The organism is Micromonospora sp. RTBAU3-60 (assembly GCF_054963695.1).
Genome location: NZ_JBUEGB010000004.1, coordinates 117,157 through 142,230, shown reverse-complemented (window position 1 = coordinate 142,230; position 25,074 = coordinate 117,157). Strand labels below are relative to the sequence as shown.

The 25,074-nt window shown below is 73.1% G+C and carries 24 protein-coding genes and 1 pseudogene; 6 read left to right on the top strand and 19 right to left on the bottom strand.

Features of this window, described 5'->3' with window-relative positions:
- Positions 1-170: 170 nt before the first annotated feature.
- The 8 genes from corA to ACY34I_RS05985 all read right to left on the bottom strand — a co-directional run bounded on the left by corA (position 171) and on the right by ACY34I_RS05985 (position 10,930).
- The gene (gene corA, locus ACY34I_RS06020; RefSeq protein WP_462753228.1) at positions 171-1,283 is read right to left on the bottom strand and encodes a magnesium/cobalt transporter CorA; all 1,113 of its coding nucleotides are present in this window, start codon (positions 1,281-1,283) and stop codon (positions 171-173) included.
- A 129-nt stretch (positions 1,284-1,412) separates the two neighbouring features.
- On the bottom strand, positions 1,413-2,093 hold the full coding sequence (locus tag ACY34I_RS06015) for a response regulator (protein WP_148798546.1): 681 nt from the start codon (positions 2,091-2,093) through the stop codon (positions 1,413-1,415).
- Positions 2,090-4,636: a sensor histidine kinase gene (locus ACY34I_RS06010; RefSeq protein ID WP_462753225.1), complete on the bottom strand. Its 2,547-nt coding sequence runs from the start codon at positions 4,634-4,636 to the stop codon at positions 2,090-2,092. Before ACY34I_RS06010 ends, ACY34I_RS06015 begins: the two co-directional genes overlap by 4 nt.
- Before the next feature lie 72 nt (positions 4,637-4,708).
- Positions 4,709-5,590, bottom strand: a complete 882-nt coding sequence (locus ACY34I_RS06005; RefSeq protein ID WP_462753223.1) for a potassium-transporting ATPase subunit C — start codon at positions 5,588-5,590, stop codon at positions 4,709-4,711.
- Positions 5,590-7,797, bottom strand: a complete 2,208-nt coding sequence (gene kdpB, locus ACY34I_RS06000; protein ID WP_462753221.1) for a potassium-transporting ATPase subunit KdpB — start codon at positions 7,795-7,797, stop codon at positions 5,590-5,592. The genes ACY34I_RS06005 and kdpB overlap by 1 nt, the downstream gene beginning before the upstream one ends.
- A gap of 20 nt (positions 7,798-7,817) precedes the next feature.
- Positions 7,818-9,473: a potassium-transporting ATPase subunit KdpA gene (gene kdpA / locus ACY34I_RS05995; RefSeq protein WP_462753219.1), complete on the bottom strand. Its 1,656-nt coding sequence runs from the start codon at positions 9,471-9,473 to the stop codon at positions 7,818-7,820.
- Positions 9,473-9,562, bottom strand: a complete 90-nt coding sequence (gene kdpF, locus ACY34I_RS05990; RefSeq protein ID WP_036343797.1) for a K(+)-transporting ATPase subunit F — start codon at positions 9,560-9,562, stop codon at positions 9,473-9,475. Before kdpF ends, kdpA begins: the two co-directional genes overlap by 1 nt.
- A 333-nt stretch (positions 9,563-9,895) precedes the next feature.
- The gene (locus ACY34I_RS05985; RefSeq protein WP_462753216.1) at positions 9,896-10,930 is read right to left on the bottom strand and encodes an extracellular catalytic domain type 2 short-chain-length polyhydroxyalkanoate depolymerase; all 1,035 of its coding nucleotides are present in this window, start codon (positions 10,928-10,930) and stop codon (positions 9,896-9,898) included.
- 261 nt (positions 10,931-11,191) lie between these two features.
- Between ACY34I_RS05985 and ACY34I_RS05980 the strand changes: the two genes are divergently transcribed.
- The 4 genes and pseudogenes from ACY34I_RS05980 to ACY34I_RS05965 all read left to right on the top strand — a co-directional run bounded on the left by ACY34I_RS05980 (position 11,192) and on the right by ACY34I_RS05965 (position 15,179).
- The gene (locus ACY34I_RS05980) at positions 11,192-11,947 is read left to right on the top strand and encodes an SAM-dependent methyltransferase (protein WP_462753214.1); all 756 of its coding nucleotides are present in this window, start codon (positions 11,192-11,194) and stop codon (positions 11,945-11,947) included.
- 322 nt (positions 11,948-12,269) lie between these two features.
- On the top strand, positions 12,270-13,475 hold the full coding sequence (locus ACY34I_RS05975; protein WP_462753212.1) for a DUF2786 domain-containing protein: 1,206 nt from the start codon (positions 12,270-12,272) through the stop codon (positions 13,473-13,475).
- Between the two features lie 102 nt (positions 13,476-13,577).
- Entirely contained in the window at positions 13,578-13,937 is a 360-nt protein-coding gene (locus ACY34I_RS05970) for a YciI family protein (protein WP_462753452.1), read from the top strand.
- Positions 13,934-15,179 (top strand): annotated as a pseudogene (locus tag ACY34I_RS05965) (RNA polymerase sigma factor). The gene ACY34I_RS05970 and the pseudogene ACY34I_RS05965 overlap by 4 nt, the downstream one beginning before the upstream one ends.
- Here ACY34I_RS05965 and ACY34I_RS05960 read toward each other — a convergent pair.
- The 9 genes from ACY34I_RS05960 to ACY34I_RS05920 form a co-directional block, all read right to left on the bottom strand.
- The gene (locus ACY34I_RS05960; RefSeq protein ID WP_148798565.1) at positions 15,180-15,623 is read right to left on the bottom strand and encodes a hypothetical protein; all 444 of its coding nucleotides are present in this window, start codon (positions 15,621-15,623) and stop codon (positions 15,180-15,182) included.
- 15 nt (positions 15,624-15,638) lie between these two features.
- Positions 15,639-16,154: an EndoU domain-containing protein gene (locus ACY34I_RS05955; protein WP_462753210.1), complete on the bottom strand. Its 516-nt coding sequence runs from the start codon at positions 16,152-16,154 to the stop codon at positions 15,639-15,641.
- Between the two features lie 7 nt (positions 16,155-16,161).
- Complete coding sequence (locus tag ACY34I_RS05950) at positions 16,162-16,656, bottom strand: WXG100-like domain-containing protein (RefSeq protein ID WP_462753208.1); 495 nt, start codon at positions 16,654-16,656, stop codon at positions 16,162-16,164.
- A 2-nt stretch (positions 16,657-16,658) separates the two neighbouring features.
- A complete protein-coding gene (locus ACY34I_RS05945; RefSeq protein WP_148798569.1) occupies positions 16,659-16,985 on the bottom strand; it encodes a hypothetical protein in 327 nt (108 codons plus the stop codon).
- Entirely contained in the window at positions 16,982-17,404 is a 423-nt protein-coding gene (locus ACY34I_RS05940; protein WP_462753206.1) for a YbaB/EbfC family nucleoid-associated protein, read from the bottom strand. Before ACY34I_RS05940 ends, ACY34I_RS05945 begins: the two co-directional genes overlap by 4 nt.
- A gap of 131 nt (positions 17,405-17,535) precedes the next feature.
- On the bottom strand, positions 17,536-18,033 hold the full coding sequence (locus tag ACY34I_RS05935) for a hypothetical protein (protein ID WP_148798573.1): 498 nt from the start codon (positions 18,031-18,033) through the stop codon (positions 17,536-17,538).
- A 245-nt stretch (positions 18,034-18,278) separates the two neighbouring features.
- Positions 18,279-20,534, bottom strand: coding sequence for a heavy metal translocating P-type ATPase (locus tag ACY34I_RS05930; RefSeq protein WP_462753204.1), 2,256 nt, complete (start codon positions 20,532-20,534; stop codon positions 18,279-18,281).
- A 14-nt stretch (positions 20,535-20,548) separates the two neighbouring features.
- Positions 20,549-21,523, bottom strand: coding sequence for a hypothetical protein (locus ACY34I_RS05925; protein ID WP_462753202.1), 975 nt, complete (start codon positions 21,521-21,523; stop codon positions 20,549-20,551).
- Positions 21,524-21,557: 34 nt separating this feature from the next.
- The gene (locus ACY34I_RS05920; protein WP_462753200.1) at positions 21,558-21,767 is read right to left on the bottom strand and encodes a heavy-metal-associated domain-containing protein; all 210 of its coding nucleotides are present in this window, start codon (positions 21,765-21,767) and stop codon (positions 21,558-21,560) included.
- A 152-nt stretch (positions 21,768-21,919) separates the two neighbouring features.
- Between ACY34I_RS05920 and ACY34I_RS05915 the strand changes: the two genes are divergently transcribed.
- Positions 21,920-22,219 carry a metal-sensitive transcriptional regulator gene (locus ACY34I_RS05915; RefSeq protein ID WP_046568942.1) on the top strand — a complete coding sequence of 100 codons (300 nt, stop codon included), beginning with the start codon at positions 21,920-21,922 and terminating at the stop codon, positions 22,217-22,219.
- A gap of 55 nt (positions 22,220-22,274) precedes the next feature.
- On the opposite strand, the gene ACY34I_RS05910 is transcribed toward ACY34I_RS05915, so the two are convergent.
- Positions 22,275-22,904 (bottom strand): DUF305 domain-containing protein, encoded by a 630-nt coding sequence (locus ACY34I_RS05910; RefSeq protein ID WP_462753199.1) that lies wholly within the window; start codon positions 22,902-22,904, stop codon positions 22,275-22,277.
- Positions 22,905-22,988: 84 nt separating this feature from the next.
- A complete protein-coding gene (locus ACY34I_RS05905) occupies positions 22,989-23,492 on the bottom strand; it encodes a hypothetical protein (protein WP_462753197.1) in 504 nt (167 codons plus the stop codon).
- A 197-nt stretch (positions 23,493-23,689) separates the two neighbouring features.
- On the opposite strand from ACY34I_RS05905, the gene ACY34I_RS05900 reads away from it, so the two are divergent.
- Positions 23,690-24,997: a YibE/F family protein gene (locus ACY34I_RS05900; RefSeq protein ID WP_462753195.1), complete on the top strand. Its 1,308-nt coding sequence runs from the start codon at positions 23,690-23,692 to the stop codon at positions 24,995-24,997.
- Positions 24,998-25,074: the final 77 nt, after the last annotated feature.

The window sequence follows — 25,074 nt, the reverse complement described above, 5'->3', positions numbered from 1 at the left end:
CCACCGGCGGGCCCCACCACCGTCGGAGCCACGCCCGCTCCACCGATCGGATCACGGCGCGGCCGTCCCGGGGGCCGTCGCCTGACTGATCGACCAATCCGACTGGCGGCAAGCCGACCGAACGCGTGGAACCGGTTCCCTATCGTCCTAAGTGATTTCCTCTGCCCGCCTCACAGCCAGCCGCGACGCTTGAAGACCAGGTACAGGGTCAGGCAGACCAGGGCCATCAGGGCGAGGGCGAACAGATAGCCGTAGCGCCAGGTGAGCTCGGGCATGTGCGTGAAGTTCATGCCGTAGACGGTCCCGATCAGCGTGGGCGCGAACAGGATCGCCGCCCAGGAGGACACCTTCTTGATCTCCTCGTTCTGGGCGTAGCTGGCGGCGGTGAGGCTGCGCATCTCCTCGTTCTGCGCCTGGCTGACGAGCGTGGTGTTCACCGCGAGGACGTTCTGCAGCAGGTGCCGGAACCCGTCGACGCGTTCGACGACCTGGGTGAGATGGTCGGAGACGTCGCGCAGCCGACGGCGTAGCTCCTCGTCCGTGCCGTAGGCGTCGAACCCGCCGGTGAGGGCGTCGAGCACCTTGGCCAGCGGGCGGGCGGCTCGCTGGAACTGGATGACCTCACGGCTGAGTTCGTAGATGCGGCGGCTGGCGTTGGGGTCGCCGCCGAACACCTGGGTCTCGATCTCGTCGATGTCGTTCTCCAGTCCGGCGACCACCGGCGCGTAGCCGTCGACGACCTGGTCGAGAACCGCGTACAGGACGGCCTCGGGTCCGAGCGCCAGGACCGGTGGGTCGGCTTCCAGCCGGCGGCGCACCGCGGCCAGATCGGGTGCCTCGCCGTGGCGCACCGTGATGACGAAGCCCGGCCCGATGAACAGGTGCAGTTCGCTGAACTCGACCTCCTCGCGCTCGTCGATGTAGCGCGCGGCCCGGAGCACCACGAACAGGGTGTGGTCGTAGCGTTCCAGCTTGGGGCGCTGGTGGGCGTTGATGGCGTCCTCGACCGCCAGGTCGTGCAGCTGGAACTCCCGGGCCAGCGATCGGATCTGCGCGGTGCTCGGCCGGTAGAGCCCGATCCAGGCCATCGCCCCGTCGAGTTCCTGCAGGCATCGATAGGTGTCGCCGAGGGTGGACGGGGAGGCATGGCGCCGGCCGTCGGCGTAGACGGCGCTGTCCACCATCCGGCCCTCGGTCGGCTCCGGCGGCACGCCGCCCGGCTCATGCTCGTCCAGCCGGCGCCCGAAACCTCCCGAATCGGCGGACCACCCGTTGTCGCCCATCGTCCTCCCGAAGGTCGTCCGCCGGCCGCCGCCCCGCCGGCCTGGTCCCGCCACCGATTCCCCCGCCCGGGTGGGTGAAACCCGGAGCGCGAGCGGCATCCGACCCGAGTTGACCCGCGGCAGCCACGGTCAGGGGCGGTAGCGGTAGCCCATGCCCGGCTCGGTGATCAGGTGCCGGGGCCGGGCCGGGTCGTCCTCCAGCTTGCGGCGCAGCTGTGCCATGAACTGCCGCAGGTAGTTGGTCTCGTGGTGGTACTCCGGGCCCCAGACGTCGTGCAGCAGCTGCCGCTGGCTGATCAGCTTGCCCGGGTTGCGGAGCAGCTGCTCCAGCATGGCCCACTGGGTGGGGGTGAGCTTGACCTCGGCGCCGTCGTCCCGGGTGACCGTCCGGTCGGCCAGATCGACGGTGTGCCGGCCGATCCGGAACACGGGGGTGGCCGGCGTGGTGCCGCCGAGCCGGCGGGTGACGGCGCGGATGCGGGCGAGCAGCTCGTCCACCCCGAACGGCTTGGTGACGTAGTCGTCGGCGCCGGCGTCCAGGGCGGAGACCTTGTCCTCGCTGCCGGCCCGGCCGGAGAGCACGATGATCGGCACGGTGGTCCAACCGCGCAGGCCGCGGATCACCTCGACGCCGTCCAGGTCGGGCAGGCCGAGGTCGAGCACCACCAGGTCCGGCGGGTGGCCGGCGGCGGCCTTGAGGGCGGTGGCTCCGTCCTCGGCGACCTGGACGTCGTAGCCGCGGGCGCGCAGGTTGATCCGCAGGGCACGCAGGATCTGCGGTTCGTCGTCGACGACCAGGATCCGGGTCATGGGCGCGCCCCTTCCGAAGCCTCGGCGGCAGGCAGCCGCAGCACCATGGTCAGCCCTCCGCCCGGGGTGGTTTCGGGGGTGATGCTGCCACCCATCGCCTCGGCCAGTCCGCGGGACAGCGCGAGCCCGAGGCCCACCCCGGTCTGGTTGTCCCGGTCGCCGAGGCGCTGGAACGGCAGGAAGACGTGCTCCCACTGATCCTCGGGGATGCCCGGGCCGGTGTCGATGACCCGCAGCTCGACCTGCCCGGCATGGGCGCTGGCGGTGATGGTCGGCGGCTGCCCGGGCGGGCTGTGCCGCAGGGCGTTGGCCACGACGTTGACCAGCACCCGTTCCAGCAGGCCCGGGTCGGCGGTGACCGCCGGCAGGTCGGCGGGTATGTCGGTGGCGACGTCGGCGGCCGCCGCTCCGAGCTCGTCCAGGGCCCGGGGTACGACGTCCTCCAGCCCGACCGCGGTGGCGGTCACGCCGAGCACGCCGGCCTGGAGCCGGCTCATGTCGAGCAGGTTCGCCACCAGCCGGCCGAGCCGGTCCAGGGACTCGTCGGCGGTGGCCAGCAGCTCCTCGCGGTCCTCCGCGCCGAACTCCACGTCGTGGCTGCGCAGGCTGCTCACCGCCGCCTTCGCCGAGGCCAGCGGCGTACGCAGGTCGTGGCTGACCGCGGCGAGCAGCGCCGTGCGCATCCGGTCGGCCTCGGCGAGCGGCCGGGCGGCGGCGGCCTCCTCGGCGAGGCGTTCCTGGCGGAGCGCGACGGCGGCCTGGGCGGCGAACGCCTCGACCACCCGCCGGTCGGCGGCCTCCAGCCGCCGGCCGGCGAGCACCACGGTGAGCCGCTCGTCCACCGGCACGGCGGTCTCCCCGGCGCCCGGGCTGCCCGGCGGCGCGTCGCCGACGGCGGCCACGACCCGCCAGGCCGCCTCCTCCCGGGCCCGGCCGGGGCGTCCCTCGGCCTCGGCGACCAGCTCCAGCACGCTCACCGCGCGCAGCGCGAAGGTCTCCCGCAGCCGGTCCAGGAGGGCCCGCAGCGGCCGCTCGCCGCGCAGCACCCCGCCGGCGACGGTGGCCAGGGTCTGCGCGTCGGCGGAGGCCCGCGCCGCCTCCCGGGTACGCCGGGCGGCCACGTCGACCACCCAGCTCACCGCGACCGCGACGCCGACGAAGACGCCGAGCGCGAGCAGGTTGTCCGCCTCGGCGATGGTGAGCGTGAAGAAGGGTGGGGTGAAGAACCAGTTGAGCAGCAGGGAACCGCCCAGGGCGGCGACCAGCGCCGGCCACAGGCCGCCCACCAGCGCGACGCCGACCACGCCGGCGAGGAAGAGCAGGATGTCGTTGGTCAGCATGAGGTCGGGCAGCACCCACAGCAGCCCGGTCAGGGCGGGCATGCCGAGCACGGCGAGCGCGAACCCGAGCAGCCGGCGCCGGCGGGACAGCGCGGCGGGCACCGCCGCGCCGCGCCGGCCCCGCCCGGCCTCGGCGTGCGTGACCAGGTGTACGTCGATCGGGCCGGACAGCGCGGTGGTGGTGACGCCGACGCCCCGGGACAGCACCTGGGCGAACCGTCCCCGCCGGCTCGCGCCGAGCACGAGCTGGGTGGCGTTGACGCCGCGGGCGAAGTCCAGCAGCGCCGCCGGGATGTCGGTGCCGAGCACCTGGTGGTAGGTGCCGCCCAGGCTCTCCACCAGCACCCGCTGTCGGGCCAGCTGGGCCGGGTCGGCCCCGGCCAGGCCGTCGCTGCGGGCCACGTGCACGGCGAGCAGGTCCGCCCCCTTGCTGCGGGCCGCGATCCGGGCCGCCCGCCGGATCAGGGTCTCCCCCTCCGGCCCGCCGGTGAGCGCCACCACCACCCGCTCCCGGGCCTCCCAGGTGGCCGAGATGCCCTGCTGGGCGCGGTACGCGTCGAGCTGCTCGTCGACCTTGTCGGCGAGCCAGAGCAGGGCCAGTTCGCGCAGCGCGGTCAGGTTGCCGACCCGGAAGTAGTTGCCCAGCGCCGCGTCGATCTTGTCGGGGCGGTAGATGTTGCCGTGGGCCATCCGCCGGCGCAACGCCTCCGGGGTCATGTCGACCAGCTCGACCTGCTCCGCGGCCCGGACCACCTGGTCCGGCACCGTCTCCTGCTGGGTGATGCCGGTGATCTGCGCGACCACGTCGTTGAGCGACTCAAGATGCTGGATGTTGACGGTGGTCAGCACGCTGATCCCGGCGTCGAGCAGCTCCTGGACGTCCTGCCAGCGCTTCTCGTGGCGGGAGCCGGGCACGTTGGTGTGCGCCAGCTCGTCGACCACGGCGACCTCGGGCCGGCGGGCCAGCACCGCGGCGAGGTCCATCTCGGTGAACTCGACGCCCCGGTAGCCGACGGTGCGCCGGGGCACCACCTCGAGATCGCCGATCATCGCCGCGGTGTGCGGCCGGCCGTGGGTCTCGACCAGACCGATCACCACGTCGGTGCCCCGCTCGGCCCGCCGCTGGGCCTCCTCCAGCATCGCGTACGTCTTGCCGACGCCGGGGGCGGCCCCGAGGTGGATGCGGAGTTCTCCCCTTGGCACGGGAACAATCCTCCCTGATTGATGAAAGGAGGGGCCCCTTCTCAGCGCCTGGCGAGCCCCTTCTTGACTGTGTCAGCGGGCGGGGAACTCCCGGTCGAGCGCGAGGTTGAGCTCGAGCACGTTGACCGCGGGCTCGCCCATGAAGCCGAGCGCCCGGTCGCTGGTGTGTTCCCGCACCAGGCGGCGGACCGCCGCCGGGTCCGCACCCCGCTCGCGCGCCACCCGGGCCACCTGGATCTCCGCGTACGCCGGGCTGATGTGCGGATCGAGGCCGCTGCCGCTGGCGGTGACCGCGTCGGCCGGCACCGCCGGCTCGGTCGGCGCGTCACCCCGGATGGGGGTGATCACGCCGCCCTCGGCGACGTAGTCGTGGCCGGGCTGGGCCAGCTCCACCGGCAGCCCCTGATAGCTGGCGACGAACGGGGTGGCCGGAGCGACCTGGTTGACGCTCACCACCCGGGTGACCGGGCCGGTCAGCCCGTCGGCCCGGAACACGGCCAGCACCGCACCGACGCCGTCCGGCGTGCAGTACGGCCGACGCCCGTCGACCCCGTCGAGTTCGCCGATCGCCTTGCTGCGGGCGCAGACCTGGGTGAGCAGGCTCTGCCTGGCGTCGTCGGGGTTGGCGGCGATGGTGTCGACCACGCTCTCCGGGCCCAGGTTGCTGGCCGCGGTGGCGGTGGGGTCGTAGCCGTCGCCGGCCGCCGACGGCCGGGACTGGAAGTAGCGCGGGACGGGGTTGCCGTCCGCGTCGGTGAACGACTGCCCGATGAGCGAGCTGCCCACGGTCTTGCCGTTGACGCTCACCAGCGAGCCGTCGGCCCTGCCGGCGAGGCCCGGGATCCGGCCGACGGCGACCAGCGCCAGCGGGTACGCGAGGCCGAGCAGGACGGTGAACACGAGCAGCGCGCGCAGCGCGGCCAGATGCTGGGCGAGCCAGCCAGGGAGGCGCATCACGAGATCCCCGGAATGAAGTGGATGAGCAGGTCGATGAGCTTGATGCCGAGGAACGGCACGATGATGCCGCCCAGGCCGTAGCGCAACAGGTTGCGGCTGAGCAGCTGCGACGCGCTCGCCGGCCGGTAGCGCACGCCGCGCAGGGCCAGCGGGATCAGCGCGACGATGACGATCGCGTTGAAGATGACCGCCGACAGGATCGCCGACTCCGGGCTGGCCAGGCGCATGATGTTCAGCGCGTCCAGGCTCGGGTAGATGCCGGCGAACATCGCCGGGATGATCGCGAAGTACTTCGCGACGTCGTTCGCGATGCTGAACGTGGTCAGCGCGCCCCGGGTGATCAGCAACTGCTTGCCGATCTCCACGATCTCGATCAGCTTGGTCGGGTCGGAGTCGAGGTCGACCATGTTGCCGGCCTCCTTGGCGGCCGACGTGCCGGTGTTCATCGCCACGCCGACGTCCGCCTGGGCGAGGGCGGGTGCGTCGTTGGTGCCGTCCCCCGTCATGGCGACCAGCCGGCCGCCCTCCTGCTCCTTCTTGATCAGGGCCAGCTTGTCCTCCGGAGTGGCCTCCGCGAGGAAGTCGTCCACCCCGGCCTCCTCCGCGATCGCCCTGGCGGTACGCGGGTTGTCGCCGGTGATCATGACGGTCCGGATGCCCATCCGGCGCATCTCGTCGAACCGCTCCCGCATCCCCGTCTTGACGATGTCCTTCAGGTGGACGACGCCGAGCGCCCGGGCCGGTTCGCCCGCGACGTGCTCGGCGACGACGAGCGGGGTGCCACCGATGCCGCTGATCTCGTCAACGAGTTGCCCCACCTGCTCGGTGGGGTGGCCGCCGTTCTCCCGGACCCACTTCATCACGGCGCCGGCGGCGCCCTTGCGGATCCGCCGGGTCGGCCCGGTGGCACCGCCGTCGGCGGTGCTGTCCGGGGCGAGGTCGACGCCGCTCATCCGGGTCTGGGCGGTGAACGGCACGAACGTGGCGTGCGGGATCAGGCCCGGCTCCCGCTCGCGCAGCCCGAACTCGTTCTTCGCGAGCACCACGATCGAGCGGCCCTCGGGCGTCTCGTCGGCGAGGCTGGACAGCTGCGCCGCGTCGGCGACCTCGCCCGCGGTCACGCCGGTCACCGGGAGGAACTCGTCCGCCTGCCGGTTGCCCAGGGTGATGGTGCCGGTCTTGTCCAGCAGCAGGGTGTTCACGTCGCCGGCCGCCTCGACCGCCCGGCCGCTCACGGCCAGCACGTTGCGCTGCACCAGCCGGTCCATGCCGGCGATGCCGATCGCCGACAGCAACGCCCCGATGGTGGTCGGGATCAGGCAGACCAGGAGGGAGACCAGGACCACGCCGGTGACGCCGGCATCGGTGATCGCGCCGGTGTCGGGGGCGGCCGCCTGGTAGCCCTTGGCGAAGATCGCCAGCGGCTGGAGGGTGACGACGGCCAGCAGAAAGATGATCGTGAGCGCGGCGAGCAGGATGTTCAGCGCGATCTCGTTCGGGGTCTTCTGCCGGTTGGCGCCCTCGACCAGGGCGATCATCCGGTCGACGAAGCTCTCGCCCGGCTTCTGGGTGATCTTGACGATGATCCGGTCGGAGAGCACCTTGGTGCCGCCGGTGACCGCGCTGCGGTCACCGCCGGACTCCCGGATGACCGGCGCGGACTCGCCGGTGATGGCGGACTCGTCGACGCTGGCGATGCCCTCGACCACGTCGCCGTCGCCCGGGATGATCTGCCCGGCCTCCACCAGGACGATGTCGCCCTGCCTCAGCTCCGGCCCCGGCACCGCCTCGTCCCGATAGCGGTTGGCCGGCGCGCCCGGGGTCCAGCCGATCAGCCGGGTGGCGATGGTGTCCTTCTTCGCCTGCCGCAGCGTCGCGGCCTGCGCCTTGCCCCGCCCCTCGGCGACCGCCTCGGCGAGGTTCGCGAAGATCACGGTGAGCCACAGCCAGACGGTGATGGCCCAGGCGAACACCGACGGGTCGGCCACGGCCAGGACGGTGGTGAAGACCGCGCCGATCTCGACGATCAGCATCACCGGGTTGCGCCACAGGGTGCGCGGGTCCAGCTTGCGCAGCGCGTCCGGCAGGGACCGGATCAGCTGCTTCGGGTCGAGCAGGCCCCCGCCAACCCGGTCGCCCTGGGTGGCCGGGGTGCCGGCGACCGGTTCCTCGCCGGTGCCGGATGTCACGGGCGTGACGGACATGTCCTTGTTCCTCATGGTGGTCACAGCCCCTCCGCGAGGGGGCCGAGCGCGAGCGCGGGCAGGAAGGTCAGCGCCACGAGGATCACGGTGACGCCGACGACCATCCCGACGAAGAGCGGTCGGTGGGTCGGCAGGGTGCCCTCGGAGGCGGGGGTGGGTTTCTGGCGGGCCAGCGAGCCGGCCAGCGCGAGCACGAAGATGATCGGCAGGAACCGGCCGAGCAGCATGCACAGCCCGAGCGCGGTGTTCCACCACGGCGTGTTCACCGTGATGCCGGCGAACGCGGAGCCGTTGTTGTTGCTCGCCGAGGTGAACGCGTAGAGCACCTCGGACAGGCCGTGCGGGCCGACGTTCAACGCGGTCGAGCTGTTGCCGGTGGCGAAGGCGGCCGCCGTACCGGCCAGCACCAGGACGGGCGTGATCAGGAAATACAGCGAGGCGAGCTTGATCTCGCGGGAGCCGATCTTCTTGCCCAGGTACTCCGGGGTGCGACCCACCATCAGGCCGGCCACGAACACGGTGACCACCGCGAGGATCAGCAGGCCGTAGAGGCCGGCACCGACGCCACCCGGAGCCGCCTCACCGAGCATCATGTTGCCCAGGGTCATCATCCCGCCGAGCGCGGTGTACGAGTCGTGGAAGGAGTTCACCGCGCCGGTCGAGGTGAGCGTGGTGGCGGCGGCGAAGGTCGCCGAGTTCGAGACGCCGAACCGGACGTCCTTGCCCTCCATGGCGGCGGCGACCGCCTGCGGGACGGTGCCGTGCCCGGCCAGCTCGAACACGTTGGTCAGGGTGACGCTGGCCAGCGCCAGGATCGCCATGACCGCCGCGATCGCGTAGCCCTGCCGGCTCTGCCCGACCATCCGCCCGAAGACGCGGGGCAGGCTGAACGGGATCACCAGGATCAGGAAGATCTCCAGCCAGTTCGTCCAGGTCGTCGGGTTCTCGAACGGGTGGGCGCTGTTGGTGTTGTAGAAGCCACCGCCGTTGGTGCCCAGCTCCTTGATCACTTCCTGGCTGGCCACCGGCCCGCCGGTGATCGTCTGGGTGCCGCCGGTCAGCGTGGTGACGTCGGTGCCGCCGGAGAGGTTCTGCACCGCCCCGCCGAACATCAGGGCGAGCGCGCCGAGCACCGCGATCGGCAGCAGGATCCGCAGCGTGATCCGGGTCAGGTCGACCCAGAAGTTGCCGAGTTCGCCGGTCCGGCTGCAGGCGAACCCGCGGACCAGGGCGACCGCCACGGCGATGCCGACCGCGGCGGAGAGGAAGTTCTGCACCGCCAGCCCGGCCATCTGCACCAGGTGGCCCATGGTCGACTCACCCGAGTACCACTGCCAGTTCGTGTTGGTCACGAACGAGACCGCGGTGTTCCAGGCGCCGTGGGTCATCACCGGCGGGAAACCCAGCGACAGCCACAGGTGGTTCTGCAGCCGCAGGAACGCGTACAGGAACAGGATCGACACCGCGGAGAAGGCCAGCAGGCTGCGGGCGTACACGGCCCAGGTCTGCTCGGCGGCCGGGTTCACCCCGACCAGGCGGTAGATCCCCCGCTCGACGCGGGACTGCCGGGCGCCGGAGACCACCCGGAACATGTAGTCGCCGAACGGCTTGTGGACCGCGACGAGCGCCGCCGCCAGGGGCAGCAGGAAGACGACACCGGCTGTTGTCGTGGTCATCAGAAGCGCTCCGGGAAGAGCAGGGCGACGACCAGGAACACGCCGAGGCCGATCGCCAGCACCAGACCGACCGCGTTCACCGCGCTCACAGCTTCTCCACCCCGCGCACGACGAGGGCGAGCGCTGCGAACAGCCCCACCGTGATCAGCACGAACACCAGGTCAGACACGGCTGACTCCCCTTGCGGACGTCCCCGCGACCGCCTCCCGGTCGCGCCGGGCAATCACAACGCCACACCGGCCGGACGGACAGGGGTCATAACGGAACCGTGACGGCGGCACCCGATTTCTTGACGCGCTCTTCACGCAGGCCCGGTCCGCCTCGGTTGGCCGCACTTTCGCCGAAAGAGTGGCCATGGCGCGTGCCATGGCCACTCTTTCCGTGAATCCGGGCGGTCCGGCCCGAGCGCGCCGGGGACGGGGTCAGCCGTCCAGGCGGCGGACCATGTTCATGATCGTCTCGACCTGGTAGCCGCCCTTGATCGGGTAGTTGGTGGCGCCGAGGTAGCCCCACCAGTCCCAGCAGCCGTTCGGGTTCACCCCGGTCGCGATGGCCTGCGGGTAGAGCACGATCAGCCGGTTGGTGTCGGCGTACTGGTTGAGGTTTGCCCGGTCGACGAACGCGGTGCCGACCTTCGCGTACCCCTGGGCGCAGCCGTGCAGGGCGACCAGCAGCCGGCAGGTCTGGCCGGCGGCGCAGGCGCTCGGCACGTACGCGAAGCCGTTGGCGTCCATGCTCAGCCCGTTGGCCCAGCCGTTGGTGGCGAAGGTGTCCTGGCTGAACCGGATGAGCGTGCCGCCGAGCGGCCCGGTGTTCGGGGCGGAGACCGAGCCGAGCAGTTTGCCGAGGAAGCTGCCCTCCGGGTCGGTGCCGCAGTCGTTGAGGAACGGCGAGGCGGTCGCCGTGCAGCCGACGGTGCCGTACGGGGTGACCCAGGCGTGGCCGGCGGCGCTGCCGCTGTCGTAGCGGACGCTGGCGCCGAAGTCCTGGTAGTAGCGAACCAGATCGTCGGTGACGGACTTCTTCACGGTGTTGTCGCTGCCGCCGTGGTAGACGTAGACCGGCTGGCCGGAGAGGTTGCCGGTCCCGTCGATCCAGCCGTACGACGCCCAGGTGCGGGTGTAGCTCTCCAGGGTGGAGACGTACGTCGGGTAGATGTTGTCGCCGCAGCCGTAGAGCGCCTGGGCGACGTTGTTCTGGGCGCAGTAGTACGGGCCGGCGGCGAAGACGGCCGCGCCCCGGATCCGCGCCGAGTACGCGACCTGCAACTGGGTGGCCAGGTATCCGCCGGAGGAGACCCCGGCGACGTACACGGCGGAGACCGGATAGCTGCGGAGCGAGCCGGCGACCGGGGTCTTGGTGTACGGCGTGCCCGCCGCCCGGGCGGCGGTGCCACCGGGCAGGACCAGGAGGAGGGCCGCGGCGAGGGTGGCGGCGGCTTTCCACGGTGTCTTCATGGCGTTCTCCCGTCGGAGCGCCGGCGCGGTTGCCGACGTGCGGAGACGCTAACGTGACATTGACCACAGCAGATATCCGTACGGCCGACACCTCGGGGCCGGCGCCGGTGTGGGCGACCCACCGGGGTATTTCGGTTGGTGCTCCGCCGGATGACGACTAACGTCGCCGCGACGTCACTCCGAGATGCGAAGAGGGTGTTTTGGTGCCCGTGCCGAGCGCGATCAAGCGAATCGACCTACCCAACCAGACCACCTTCAGGAGTGACCACATTGGATCTGCCACGTAGCTTCGTCATCCGCGAGGGCGACCTCCGGATCCTCAATCCGTTCGACGCCGGCAAGCTGGCCACCCTGGGTCGGGCGATCAAGCTCGCGCCCGGCACGTCGATCCTCGACCTGTGCAGCGGCAAGGGCGAGCTGCTCTGCACCTGGGCCCGGGACCACGGGGTGACCGGCACCGGCGTGGACATCAGCACCGCCTTCACCGCCGCAGCCCGGGAGCGCGCCGTCGAACTGGGCGTCGCCGACCGGGTCCGGTTCGTGCACGGCGACGCCGCGACCTTCGTACCCGAGGAGCCCGTCGACCTGGCCGCCTGTGTCGGCGCCACCTGGATCGGCGAGGGTGTCCCCGGCACCCTGGAGATCCTCCGGCGCAGCCTGCGCCCCGGCGGGATGGCGCTGGTCGGGGAGCCCTACTGGCGGCTCGACCCGCCCGACGAGGAGACGGTGGCCGGGTGCCACGCCCGGTCCCGGGACGAGTTCCGGGACCTCCCCGGGCTGGTCGGCCTCTTCGGGGAGTGCGGCTGGGACCTGGTGGAGATGGTCCTCGCCGACCAGGACAGCTGGGACCGGTACGCGGCGGCGCACTGGCTCAACCTGCGCCGCTGGCTGGACGCCCACCCCGACGACGAACTGGCCGGGGAGCTGCGCCGGGAACTGACCGAGGACCCGCTCCGGCACGTCCGCTACCAGCGGGAGTACCTGGGCTGGGGAGTCTTCGCCCTGCTCCAGCGGTGACCGTCGCCGGGCCGGTTCCCCTGACCGGGGGGACCGGCCCGGCCGTCCCTTCCGCCCCGGTCGAGCTGCACCAGCAGCTCGATCGCACGCCCGGGTGAGCGCGCTCACGAGCGGCGGCAGCCGGACCGCCGGTACCGTCCCTCCTCGGGGCGCGGCCCGCCGCGCCGACCGGATGCGGCATCTCGCGCTGTCCCGGTACGGCGAGGGCCCGGACGCCCGGACGCCCGGGCCGCCTCGGGGACGGCCGGGGACGGACCGGGCGGCGCAACGTGCCGCGCCCCGAGTGGATCACGCGACGACCGCGAGGAGAGGGGGCCCACCCGTGCCGGACGCCGAGCAGCTGCTCGCCGACGCCCTCGCGGCGACGCGCGGCACCGACGTACGGGCGGCCGAACGCGCCCTCGACCGGCTGGTGGTCGGCGACGGCCCGGCGGTGGACGCGGCGCTGCTGGCCCGCCTGGTCCGCGGCGTCGGGCGGCTCTGGCCGCGGGGCTGGCAGCCGGCCGACCTGGACCGGATCGCGACCCGGCGGCTCGACCCCCGGGGCGGCCGGCTGCTCCGGGACGTGCTGGCGGCCCAGCGGCGGGAGCAGCCGGGCCCGGTCCCGCAGTGGTTCGACGACCAACTCGCCGAGCTGGACGCGCGCTGGGACGGCGACGCGGGCTGGCTGGACCGCCGGGCCGGGGGCGACCGGATCACCGCGCTGCGGGACGCGGTCGACGCGCTCGGGCTGGTCGAGGGGCTGCCGCCGATCGCGGTGCTCCGCCCGCCGCCGGGCGGGCCGGCCGCCGCCCCGCGCGCCGTCGCGCCGGGCACCGGCTCGCGGATGCTGGACCGGGTACGCGCCCTGCTGGCCAAGGCGGAGTCGACCACCTTCCCCGCCGAGGCGGAGGCGCTCACCGGGAAGGCGCAGGAGCTGATGGCCCGGCACAGCATCGACGCCGCCCTGCTCGACGCGACCGCCGAGCGCCCGGACCGGCCCGGTGGGATCCGGCTCGGCACCGACGCCCCGTACGCGGCGGCGAAGGCGCTGCTGATCCAGGAGGTGGCGGCGGCGAACCGGTGCGAGTCGGTGTGGTCCGACGACCTCGGCTTCGCCACCGTGCTCGGCTTCCCCACCGACCTGGCGGCGGTCGAGCTGCTGCACACCTCGCTGCTGGTGCAGGCCACCGCGGCGATGCTGCGCGGCCGGGGCGAACGGCGCGCGGGCAGTGGCCGGCGTACCAAGGGCTACGACGAGTCCTTCCTCAACGCGTTCGCGTTGCGGATCGGCGAGCGGCTGCGGGCGGTGACCGCGGCGGCGGACCGGGCGGCGGCCGAGGAGCGCACTGGCGACGCGCTGCTCCCGGTGCTCGCCGCCCGCTCCGAGGCCGTCCAGGAACGCGTCGACCAGCTCTTTCCCGGCGTCACCCGGCACCGGCTCCAGGTGCGCGACGCCGAGGGCTGGACCTCCGGCACGTCGGCCGCCGACCGGGCCTCGCTCGACGTCGGCGCCCCGGCGCGCCGGCCGGTACGCCGGGGTCGCTGACTTTTCTCGGGGAGGATGTCGGATCGGACGTCCCGGCTCCGACCCGTCTGCGAGAGGCGCCACCGCCGGTGGCCCGTACCCGAGGAGTGGACCGTGAAGTACATGCTGCTGATCTGGAACCGGCCCGGCTTCGTCGAGGAGCTGTCCGAGGCGGACCGGAACGCGATCTTCGGCGAGGTCGACGAGATCATGAAGCAACTGTCCGAGTCCGGGGAGCTGGTCGGCGGTCAGGCCCTGGCGCACCCGTCGCAGACCCGGACGGTGCGGGCCGGCGCGGCCGGCGTCGAGATCACCGACGGGCCGTTCATGGAGAGCAAGGAGCAGTTCGCCGGCTACCTGATGGTCGACTGCGAGACCGCGGAGCGGGCCGCCGAGATCGCGGCGAACTGGCCGGACGTGCGGCACGGTGTCGGGGTGCTGGAGGTGCGCCCGGTGATGGACGAGGCCGGGACGGAGATGTGACGTCGCCCGTCGTCGTCGAGGACCTGCTGCGCGCCCTCGCGCCGCAGGTCCTCGGCGTGCTCGTCCGCCGGCACGGCCAGTTCTACGCCTGCGAGGACGCCGTGCAGGAGGCGCTGCTCGCCGCCGCCACCCAGTGGCCGGAGCAGGGTTGTGCCGGACCACCCCCGCTCGTGGCTGGTCACCGTGGCGACCCGCCGGCTCACCGACGAGTGGCGCAGCGAACGGGCCCGCCGGGACCGCGAGGTCGCCGTGGCGGTCCGCGAGCCGGCGTACGCGGCGGTCGCCCCGGCCGCCGACGAGGAGCCGCCGAGCGGGGACGACACGCTGAAGCTGCTCTTCCTCTGCTGCCATCCCGCGCTCAGCGTCTCCGCCCAGGTGGCGCTCACGCTGCGCGCGGTGGGCGGCCTGAACACCGCGGAGATCGCCCGGGCGTACCTGGTGCCGGAGGCGACGATGAGCCAGCGGATCCGCCGCGCCAAGCAGCGGATCGAGGCGGCCGGCGCCCGCTTCGCGCTGCCCTCGGCCGCCGACCGCGACGAGCGGCTGCGTGCCGTGCTGCACGTGCTCTACCTGATCTTCAACGAGGGTTACACGGCCTCCAGCGGCGGCGAGCTGCACCGGGCGGAGCTGACTGGCGAGGCGATCCGGCTGGCCGGGGAGCTGCACCGGCTGCTGCCGGACGACGACGAGGTCGCCGGCCTGCTCGCGTTGATGCTGCTCACCGACGCGCACCGGGCCGCCCGGACCGGCCCGGCCGGGGAGCTGGTGCCGCTGGCCGAGCAGGACCGCACCCGCTGGGACCGGAGCGAGATCGAGCAGGGGGTCGCCCTGGTGACCGAGGCGCTGACCTGGTCGCCACCGGGCCCGTACCAGGTGCAGGCGGCGATCGCGGCGGTGCACGCCGAGGCGCCGTCGGCGGCGGAGACGGACTGGCGGCAGATCGTCGCGCTCTACCGAGTGCTCGCCCGGATCGCGCCGAACCCGATGGTGACCCTCAACCAGGCCGCCGCCGTGGCCATGGTGGACGGCCCCCGGGTCGGGCTCGCCCTGCTCGCGCCGCTGGACGCGGACGACCGCACCGCCGGGCACCACCGGCTCGCCGCCGTCCGCGCCCACCTGCTGGAGCTGGCCGGCGACCGCGCGGAGGCGCGGGCGGCGTACCTGGCCGCCGCTCGGGCGACCACCAGCCTGCCGGAGCAGCGCTATCTGGAGGTACGCGCCGCCCGCCTCGCCGCCGACTGATCAGAAGAGCCGCCCCCGGTACGGATGCGGTCGCCCCCAGGTCTCTTCCCACTGCAACAGCTCCGCCTGCCACCGCGGCAGATCCGGCCGGTACTCGCGGATGAGATCGGGGTTCTCCGGGCGGCTTGCCAGGAACCGCCAGTATGCCTCGACCGCCTCGCGTACCTCGTCGAGCGAGTAGTGGCCCCGTTCGCCCTCAACCCACTCGTTCTGAAACTCGATGCCCTGGGCGGTGAAGCTGACGTTGTACTTGTCGCTGTCCCACTCGTCCTCCAGCGCCCGGCCGTGCGACACGTCGTCAATCATCGCCAACGCGTCCAGGCACACGGAGTGATAGACCGAGATGTCGGTGATCAACCACGCGCCGAGCGCTCGGTAACGCTGATCCGTCACCTCGAACAGCGGCAGGCGGTACTCGTCGAGCGAGAAACTGATGAACGCCAACAGAGGTCCTTCGGATCAGGGGACGACGACAGGCCATCCGTGGGTGAACCCGCCCGAGCCATTGTAGAAACCCTCGATCACGAGGTTCTTGTGCTTCCCACGCCACAGATTGGTGTTCGGCACGGGCCTCGCGTTCTGGAAGGCGCCACTGATCGCGTTGTCCACCTGGGCGGGCGTCCAGTCATCGGGAAAGAAGGAGCTTTCCCCACCGTTTGGTCCCTTCTTCGGCTTCCACGCCCCGTGCGGGGGGTTGAGCGTCGGATCGAAGAACTCCGGCTTGGCGGTATACGCCCCGGTCTTCGGATCCTTGACGATGGTCCCCGGCTTCAGCCTGCGTCCCGGGAAGTCCTGCCCACCCGGGCGGTAGTGATAACCGGCTCCCTTGGGCATACCCGGCTTGACATGCCCCCCGCCGATCACGTGCTCAGTGAAGTGCGGATTCATCCGGTCGGGGCGGTTGCGTCCCTTGGTCCGCTTCAGGAAGCGCAACGCGGCCCGCATCAACCGGCCGCCCGCTTTACCTCCGCTCATCCCCGCGTCACCCGTCGATGAGCTTCCAGATGACCTCTTGGATGAGGTTGCCGACGATGGTCCGGGCGAGCTGCTGGAAGATCGGGATCTCCAGCAGCGAGGCGCCGAAGGTGACCGCCGCCGTGGCGATCGCCTGCGCGATCTCGATGGCCAGCAGCACCAGTTGCACGATCACCGCGATCTTGAGGGCGAGGACGATCGCCGCGCAGATGATCAGGCCGGTGCCGGTGAGCACCGCCGCGGTCACCCCGTCGCGCAGGCTGTCGGCCGGGCTGTCCTCCCGGTTCCACCAGGACTGGAAGGCGGTGATGTCCTGACCGGTGTGGCTGGACCAGACGGTGGTGGCCCCGGTGTTGGCCTCGCTGACGACGCCGGCGAGGGTGCCGGAGAAGCGGATCCAGGCGTTGCCCATCTCGAAGAGCTTGACCTCGTCCGCCTCGGGCCAGGTGTAGCCGAGGATGCCGAGCAGCGAGCGCAGTTCGCCGGGGAGTTCGAGGCCCACGGTCAGCCGCCCAGGGCCTGGTGCAGACCGTCGAAGCCCTGCTTGATGGCGGCCTCGATCTCGGCGTAGCGGGTGGCCATGCCGGTGAGGTCCGTCCCCGCGGCGGCGATCTCCTGGAGGGCGCTGTCGAAGCACTCGAACGCGAAGGCGGACACCTCGTCGTGGGCGGCCCCGATCAGCGAGCCGATGTCGTCCGAGCCCCAGGGCCGGCCGAAGGCGGCCAGCTCGGCCTGGAACGCGGCCAACGCCTGGCCGAAGCGGACGGCCGCCCCTTCCAGCGCGCGGCCGGACCCGCTCAGCCCGTCCGGGTCGACCTCGATCGCCGTCATTTGCCGCCCTGCCGGGCGAGCCGATCCTGCGCCTCGGCCAGAGCGTCGGTGAACGCGGTGAGCTGCCGACCGGCGTCCTCCTGGATCTTGCGCAGCCGGTCGCCCAGCGACCCCAGGTCGACCTGCCCGGGGACGGCGGCGGTGGCCTTCTCCTGGAGGTCGGCGAACGCCGCGTTGACCGCCTGGGTGATCTCCTCGGCGAGCGACTCGCTCGCCATGCGCATCGCCCGCGGGTTGAGGGTGAGCGCGGTGATCCGGCCGGGTGGGCCGACCGTCACCTGGACCAGGCCGTCGGCCGCCTCGCCGTGGCCCTCGGGAGGTGGTGCGTCGGTCTCGGTGCCGGCGGTGAACTGCCCGAGCGCGGACATCGTCTCGGACAGCACGCGGTCGAGGCCGGACGGGTCGACAGGGTGGGCCATGGGGTGGCTCCCTCCGGGGTCGAGGTCGCTTCGCATCCTAAGTGGTGAATGCGAGCGGCGGTGACCCATGGTGAGCCAGGGCCCACCCTCCGACGCGGACGGTGGCACACGTCACAGGGGACGGACGCCGGTCAGGCGCGGCACTCCCGAGCGAGCCGCTGCGGGATCGCCACGAAGCTGGAACTCAGCCACTTGACCGGGGCCGACGACCTCGCCCCGGCGTCGATCCGCCGCGCGGCGTCGGTGACCAGCGCCTTGATCTCCGGGTCCTGCGCCCGGGCGGCCTGCCGGCGTACGTCGGTGGCCAGGTCGGCGAGGCTCGCCTTGACCTGGTCGTTGAGCTGCTCCGGGGTGAGGTCGCGACGGGTTGCCGCGGCGGAGTCGGTGGCGATCTGCCTGCTCTTGGCGATGATGAGCTTGTCGACCTCGGCGCAGACCGCGGCGGTGTTCGCGGCGGTCACCGGCGACGGCGACGCGGTGACGGTCGGGGCCGGTGCGGTGGCGGTCGGCGTGCCCACCCAGTTGCCGGCCGGCGCTCCGGTGTCCTCCTCGGCGGACGGCTGGCAGGCCGTGGCGAGGGCCGTCATGATCACCAGGGCGGCGGCGCGGATCGCGGCGGTACCGGACATGGCTCTTCCCGTACGGTCGTCGGCCGTCGGTGACGGCCCGTGGTCAACCGGGGCTCCGATCCTGGGCCGCCGCCCGCGCCCCGGCCAGATCGAGCGGCGACGGAGTCGAGTGTGCCAAGGATCCGGCGCGACCGCCGGACGCGCGGTCCGCGGGCAGCACGCCGGGCCGGCGATCGGCCGGCCCGGCGAGCAAGGCGCCGGGCCGCCGGTCCCGGGCGGGCCGGGACCGGCGGCGGGTGCGGAGGTCAGCCGACCGGCCGGAAGCGCCGCAGCCGGAGGCTGTTCGCCACCACGAACACCGACGAGAAGGCCATCGCCGCGCCCGCGATCATCGGGTTGAGCAGGCCGGCGGCGGCCAGCGGCAGGGCGGCCACGTTGTAGGCGAACGCCCAGAACAGGTTGCCCTTGATGATGCCGAGGGTGCGCCGGGAGAGCCGGATGGCGTCCACGGCGGCCATCAGGTCACCCCGGACCAGGGTCAGGTCGGATGCCTCGATCGCCACGTCGGTGCCGGTGCCCATGGCCAGCCCGAGGTCGGCCTGGGCCAGCGCGGCGGCGTCGTTGACGCCGTCCCCGACCATGGCCACCGTCCGCCCCTCGGCCTGGAGCCGCTGCACCACGTCGACCTTGTCGGCCGGCAGCACCTCGGCGATCACCTGGTCGATGCCGACCTCGGCGGCCACCGCCCGCGCGACCGTGGTGTTGTCGCCGGTGAGCAGCACCGGGGTGAGCCCGAGGTCGCGTAGCCGGGCGACCGCCGCCGCGCTGGTCGGCTTCACCACGTCGGCCACCGCGAGCGCTCCCCGGGCCCGGCCGTCCCAACCGGCCAGCACCGCCGTCCGGCCGGCGGCCTCCGCGTCGGTCGCCGCCCGCAGGACCGCCTCGGGTACGTCGAGACCGCGCTCCCGCAGCAGCCGGAGCCGCCCGACGACCACGTCCCGGCCGTCGACCGAACCGGTCACGCCGAGCCCTTCGACGTTGGCGAAGCCGGTCACCGGCGGCACCGGTCCGGCCTCGGCCGCGCCGTCGGCGATCGCCCGGGCGATCGGGTGCTCGGAGGCCGCCTCCAGCGCGCCGGCCAGCCGGAGCAGCTCGTCGGCGTCCTGGCCGGCGGCCGGCAGCACGTCGACCAGGGTCATCTTCCCGGTGGTGACGGTGCCGGTCTTGTCCAGCACCACCGTGTCGACCTGGCGGGTGGACTCCAGCACCTCGGGGCCCTTGATCAGGATGCCGAGCTGGGCGCCCCGCCCGGTGCCGACCAGCAGCGCGGTCGGGGTGGCCAGGCCGAGGGCGCACGGGCAGGCGATGATCAGCACGGCCACCGCGGCGGTGAACGCGGCCGTCGTCCCTGACCCGGTGCCGAGCCACCAGCCCAGCGTGCCGACGGCCAGGGCGATCACGATCGGCACGAAGACCCCGGAGATCCGGTCGGCGAGCCGCTGCACGGCCGCCTTGCCGGTCTGCGCCTGCTCCACCAGCTTCGCCATCTGGGCGAGCTGGGTGTCCCCGCCGATGCGGGTGGCCCGGACGACCAGCCGGCCGCCGGCGTTGACGGTGGCGCCGACGACGGTGGCGCCCGGCCCGACCTCGACCGGGACGGACTCTCCGGTGAGCATGCTGGCGTCGACCGCCGAGGTGCCCTCCTCGACGAGGCCGTCGGTGGCGATCTTCTCGCCGGGCCGGACCACGAACCGGTCCCCGACCGCGAGCTGGTCCACCGGGATCCGGATCTCCCGGTCGCCGCGGAGCACCGCGACGTCCTTGGCACCCAGCTCCAGCAGGGCGCGCAGGGCGGCGCCGGCGGTCCGCTTGGACCGGGCCTCGAAGTAGCGGCCGGCGAGGATGAAGGCGGTCACCCCGGCCGCCGCCTCCAGGTAGATGTTGCCGGCCCCGTCGCCGCGGGTGATGTCGAAGCGGAATGGGTGGGTCATCCCGGGCATCCCGGCGTCGCCCAGGAAGAGCGCCCAGAGCGACCAGCCGAACGCGGCGAGGGTGCCGAGCGACACCAGGGTGTCCATGGTCGCGGCGCCGTGCCGCAGGTTGATCCAGGCGGCCCGGTGGAACGGTAGCCCGCCGTAGACCACGACCGGGGCGGCCAGGGTCAGCGACAGCCACTGCCAGTAGGTGAACTGCCAGGCCGGCACCATGGCGAGCAGGATCACCGGCACGGCCAGCGCGACCGAGACCCACAGCCGGGTACGCAGCCCGCGCAGCTCGTCCACGGGCTCGGCGGTCGCCCCGGCCGCGGCCTGGGCGGGCGGCGGCGGCACGGCGGCGGTGTAGCCGGTCTTCTCCACCGTGGCGATCAGGTCGTCCGGGGTCACGTCGTCGGCATACCGGACGGTGGCCTTCTCGGTGGCGTAGTTGACCGTGGCCTCGACGCCGTCCATCCGGTTGAGCTTCTTCTCGATCCGGGCGGCGCAGGAGGCGCAGGTCATGCCGCCGATCGCGAGTTCGATCTGGTTCGGCGCGACCGGTAGGGACTTGGCGGTCGATGTCATCGCGGCACCTCCGGTCAATTGTGCCCGTGGCCCGGGGTGCCGTGGCCGGCCTCCGGGGTCGGTGTGGTGGTCGGGGCCGGCGCGCTGGTCGCCGGGGTGCCCGAGTCGCCGGCCACGACGGTGAATTCCGCGGTGTGCACCGCGTCGCCGTGCCGGAAGTCCAGGTAGAGGCGGTACGTGCCGGCCGGGGGCACCTCGGCGGCGAACCTGATCTGTGGCCCGGCCGGGGTCCGCCCGTCGCCGGGCGCGCCCTCCGGGTGCACGTGCAGGTACGCCAGGTCGCCCTGCCGCAGCGCCACCAGGTGCCCGTACGCCCCGAGGTAGGGCTGGAGGTCGGTGACGGGCTGCCCGTCCCGGCTCACGCTCAGGGTGAGCGGGCTGGTGCGGCCGGGCTGCGGGGTGCCGCTCAGGGTGACGGTGTAGCCGTCGACGGTGGTGCTGGCGGCGGGTGCCGGCAGCGGCCGGTCGGCCAGCGTGCCGGGGACCGTGACGTCGACCCCGAGCGTCAACGGCGCGCCGCCGGTCGGGGTGAAGTCGGCGAACGCCCGCCAGACGCCGGGGCCGGCGAGCGGCGAGGCCACCCGCCAGGTGCCGTCGGCGGCCAACTCCGGGTGGACGTGCCGGAAGCCGGAGAGGTCACGCCGGGCGACGATCAGGTGCATGCGCTTGTCGTGCGCCACGTCGTAGCGGGTGACCGGCCGGCCGTCGGGGCCGGTGATCCGGAAGGCGAACTCGCCGGCGGGGGCGGTCACCGGTTGCAGGGTGTAGCCGCGGTCGGAGACGAGCAGCCCGCCGGGCAGGTGGTCGGTGGCAGCGGCCCCGTGGCCCGCGTCACCGTGACCTCCGTCACCGTGGTCGGCATCGGTGGCGTCGTGCCGGGTCGCGGCGGCCGGGGTGACGGGGCCGGCCAGGTGGCCGACCCCGTACGCCGTGCCGAACACCGCCGCGAGGCCGAGGGCGAAGCCGCTCAGCTTCGTCGTCGTGTTCATGGGGTACCTCGGTTCCTTCGGGTCCGGGGACCCGTCACGCCCCGACGAGGTCGTAACCGGCCTCGTCCACGGCGGCGCGAACGGTGTCCAGGTCCAACGGACTCTCACTGGTGACGGTGACCTGGCCGGAGGCCAGGTCGACCTGGACGTCGGTGACGCCCCCGATCGCGCTCACCTCGGTGCTGACCGAGTTGACGCAGTGCCCGCAGGTCATGCCCTGCACCTGGTACGTCGTGGTGACCATCGCAACTCCCCTCTCGCCGCCCCATCCTATACCCCTCGGGGGTATTTGAAGGAGAGACGGCTACCACTCTCCTGTTACCGCTACCCCGTGGGGGTATCAGCCAACGAAGAGGACCGTACCATACCCCCAAGGGGTACGCTATCCTGGATGGCATGACCGCACCGACGACCCCGACCCGGGGCTACACCGCCAGCAAGGACCAGCTCCTCGCGCGGCTCCGCCGTATCGAGGGCCAGGTTCGCGGCATCGAGAAGATGGTCGAGGACGACCGCTACTGCATCGACGTGCTGACCCAGATCTCCGCCATCCAGGCCGCCCTGGACAAGGTCGGTCTCGGCCTGCTCGACGGGCACGCCCGGCACTGCATGCACGAGGGCGCCGCCGAGGGCCGCGCCGACGAGATGGCCACCGAGATGATGGCCGCCGTCGGCCGGCTGATGAAGCGCGGCTGATCGGCCCGGTCGGGGGTCCGGGCCCGATGGTCCGGACCCCCGCGCCCTGCCGGCTTCAGAGCCGGTCGAGCAGCTTCCGCATGGTGTCGATCTCGGCCTGCTGGGTGTCGGCGATCCGCTGGGCGAGCGCCCTGGCGTCCGGGTTGGCGCCCCGGCCCAGCTCCTCCCGCGCCATGGTGATCGCGCCCTCGTGGTGGGCGATCATCATGGTCAGGAACTGCCGGTCGAAGTCGACCCCGGACGACGCCTTGAGCTTCGCCAGGTCGGCGTCGGACATCATCCCGGGCATCCCGTGGTCCATCCCCGGCATGCCGTGACCGGCTCCCGGCGGGGGCGCCGGCCGGCCCCAGGCAGCCAGCCAGTCGGTCATGGTGGCGATCTCCGGCCCCTGGGCCGCCTTGATCTGCGCGGCCAGCTTCTGCACCTCGGGGTCGGCAGCCCGGCCGTCCGCCAGTTCCGCCATCTCCACGGCCTGCCGGTGGTGCGGGATCATCATCTGGGCGAACATCACGTCCGCGTCGCCGAACGAGGCTCCGGCGGAGGGCGACCCGCTGGCCGTCCCGCCGGGCATGGCGTGGTCGGTCCCGGCGGTCGAGTGGTCGCCGCCGCAGGCGGCCAGAGCGAGCGCCGCGGCGACGGTCGCGCCGGCCAGGGCGGCCCGACGCGCGAGGGTACGAGTGGACATGGCAAAGCCTTTCGGTGTCGGAACGTACGCAGCGGACGGCGGACGCGGGGCACCGGTCTTCCGGTCCACCCGCGCCGGGGCGTCCTATCTGCGCAGCACCGACACCGTCGTCAGGCGCAGCCCGTATGGCCGGGGCGGCGGGGCACGCGGTCCCGGGGCGGGACGGAGCGGCCGACTCGCGGTCGGCCCGCCGGCCCCGGACCGGGCCCGCAGCAGCAGGGCGACCAGCAGCGTGACGGCGAACGCGCCGAGCACCGCCAGACAGATGCTCCAGCCGGACCGGTCGCCGCCCAGGTCGCCCAGCGGGAGCGCCCGGGCGCGGGCGTCCACCAGCGGGAGCACCTGGGCGCTGCCGTCCGCCGGCGGGAGCATCCGGGCGTGGCTGCAGTCGTCGCCCGGGCAGTCGCCGGTCGTGGCGACCATCACAGCCGGCGGGGCGCCGTGGCCACCCACCGCGTGACCGGTCGGGCCCCCGCCGGCGTGCGCGCCGTGGCCGAGGGTGTGCATGGCGGCCAGCCCGACCAGGGTGCCGAGCAGCAGCAGGAGCCGGACCCACGGTCCGGTCGTCACCGCTGTCGCCGTTCGCACGGCAACCACGCTAGTGGGCGCCGCGGAGCGGGCCGGGCGGAACCAGGGAGATCGCACATCGGCTGCGGCGGCCTCCCGGCCTGGCTAACATTCCCGGCGACGACCGGTCTCCGCTCGCTCGCCGGCGCCAGCGCCGGCCCGGTGAGCCGGCCAGCCCGGTGACACGTATCCAGCCGTGACTCGTTCGGAGACTCGCCATGGGCGCCGACCACACCCGTCCCGCTCCGCCCGCCCCGCCCCGGGTGCGACGGATCCTGGTCGCCACGGTGGTGCCGCTGTTCCTGGCGACCGTGGTCGCCGCGCTGGTGCTCTGGCCGCGGGACAGCCGGGAGCCGGCGGGCGACGCGAACCTGCCGCGCTACCACGGCACCGTGACCCGGGTGGTCACCGAGCCGTGCCCGCCGACGCCGGAGGAGGGCGCCGGCGGGCCCACGGGTCCCTGCGGGACCGCGACGGTCGCCGCCGAGCAGGGCCCGGACGCCGGCCGGCAGATCGAGGCACCCCTCCCGGCCGGCCCCGGCTCGCCACGGGTCGAGGTCGGCGACAAGGTCATCCTCGTCGAGCTGATGGACCCGGCCGATCCGACGGCCAAGAGCTACAACATCGCCGAGCACCAGCGCGGTACACCGCTGGTCGGGCTGGCCGTGCTCTTCGCCGTCGCCATCGTGGCGTTCGGGCGCTGGCGCGGGCTGGCCGCGCTGGGCGGCCTGGTGGCGAGCTTCGCCGTGCTGCTCGGCTTCGTGCTGCCCGGGATCGGCGCCGGCCAGCCGCCGCTGCTGGTGGCGATCGTCGGCGCCGCGCTGATCATGTTCGTGGTGCTCTACCTGACCCACGGGATCACCGCCGAGACCTCGGTGGCGGTGCTCGGCACCCTGGGCAGCCTGGTGCTGACCGGTCTCCTCGGCACCCTGGCCACCGCGGCCACCCACCTGACCGGCTACGGCAGCGAGGACGCCACCACGCTGTCGATGTTCCAGCAGGACGTCGACCTGCACGGGTTGCTCCTGGCCGGCATCATCATCGGCTCGCTCGGCGTGCTGGACGACGTCACGGTCACGCAGGCGGCCACGGTCACCGAGCTGGCGAACGCGAACCCCGGGCTGTCCCGGATGCAGCTCTACCGGGCGGCCACCCGGGTGGGCCGCGCCCACATCGCCTCCACGGTCAACACCATCGTGCTGGCGTACGCGGGCGCGTCGCTGCCACTGCTGCTCCTGCTGGTCGCCGACTCGCGACCGGTGATCGAGATCCTAACCAGCGAGTTCATGGCCCAGGAGATCGTCCGTAGCGCGGTGGCCACGCTCGGCCTGATCGCCGCCGTACCGCTGACCACCGGTCTGGCGGCGGTGGTCCGCACCGCCGGGCGGGCCGGCGCCGCGACGGACCCCGAGCCTCGCCCGCCGGCGTCCCGGCCGCCGGCCGAACGGCACGACGCGCTGGAGGCGCTCGGCGGAGCGGCCGCCGGACGGTCCGGACCGGAGAGGAGCACCGAGGCCACATGGTGACACTCCGGAGCGTGACCGTCCGACTCAAACGCGACCCTGGTCACGCAGGGCGACGACGAAAACGTGCGGTTGGTCGG

Bases quoted from the DNA above. Each gene is read 5' to 3' on its own strand.
- corA (WP_462753228.1), bottom strand. From the start codon at position 1,283: ATGGGCGACAACGGGTGGTCCGCCGATTCGGGAGGTTTCGGGCGCCGG.
- ACY34I_RS06015 (WP_148798546.1), bottom strand. From the start codon at position 2,093: ATGACCCGGATCCTGGTCGTCGACGACGAACCGCAGATCCTGCGTGCC.
- ACY34I_RS06005 (WP_462753223.1), bottom strand. From the start codon at position 5,590: ATGCGCCTCCCTGGCTGGCTCGCCCAGCATCTGGCCGCGCTGCGCGCG.
- kdpB (WP_462753221.1), bottom strand. From the start codon at position 7,797: ATGTCCGTCACGCCCGTGACATCCGGCACCGGCGAGGAACCGGTCGCC.
- kdpA (WP_462753219.1), bottom strand. From the start codon at position 9,473: ATGACCACGACAACAGCCGGTGTCGTCTTCCTGCTGCCCCTGGCGGCG.
- ACY34I_RS05985 (WP_462753216.1), bottom strand. From the start codon at position 10,930: ATGAAGACACCGTGGAAAGCCGCCGCCACCCTCGCCGCGGCCCTCCTC.
- ACY34I_RS05970 (WP_462753452.1), top strand. From the start codon at position 13,578: ATGCTGCTGATCTGGAACCGGCCCGGCTTCGTCGAGGAGCTGTCCGAG.
- ACY34I_RS05955 (WP_462753210.1), bottom strand. From the start codon at position 16,154: ATGAGCGGAGGTAAAGCGGGCGGCCGGTTGATGCGGGCCGCGTTGCGC.
- ACY34I_RS05945 (WP_148798569.1), bottom strand. From the start codon at position 16,985: ATGACGGCGATCGAGGTCGACCCGGACGGGCTGAGCGGGTCCGGCCGC.
- ACY34I_RS05940 (WP_462753206.1), bottom strand. From the start codon at position 17,404: ATGGCCCACCCTGTCGACCCGTCCGGCCTCGACCGCGTGCTGTCCGAG.
- ACY34I_RS05935 (WP_148798573.1), bottom strand. From the start codon at position 18,033: ATGTCCGGTACCGCCGCGATCCGCGCCGCCGCCCTGGTGATCATGACG.
- ACY34I_RS05930 (WP_462753204.1), bottom strand. From the start codon at position 20,534: ATGACATCGACCGCCAAGTCCCTACCGGTCGCGCCGAACCAGATCGAA.
- ACY34I_RS05925 (WP_462753202.1), bottom strand. From the start codon at position 21,523: ATGAACACGACGACGAAGCTGAGCGGCTTCGCCCTCGGCCTCGCGGCG.
- ACY34I_RS05920 (WP_462753200.1), bottom strand. From the start codon at position 21,767: ATGGTCACCACGACGTACCAGGTGCAGGGCATGACCTGCGGGCACTGC.
- ACY34I_RS05915 (WP_046568942.1), top strand. From the start codon at position 21,920: ATGACCGCACCGACGACCCCGACCCGGGGCTACACCGCCAGCAAGGAC.
- ACY34I_RS05910 (WP_462753199.1), bottom strand. From the start codon at position 22,904: ATGTCCACTCGTACCCTCGCGCGTCGGGCCGCCCTGGCCGGCGCGACC.
- ACY34I_RS05900 (WP_462753195.1), top strand. From the start codon at position 23,690: ATGGGCGCCGACCACACCCGTCCCGCTCCGCCCGCCCCGCCCCGGGTG.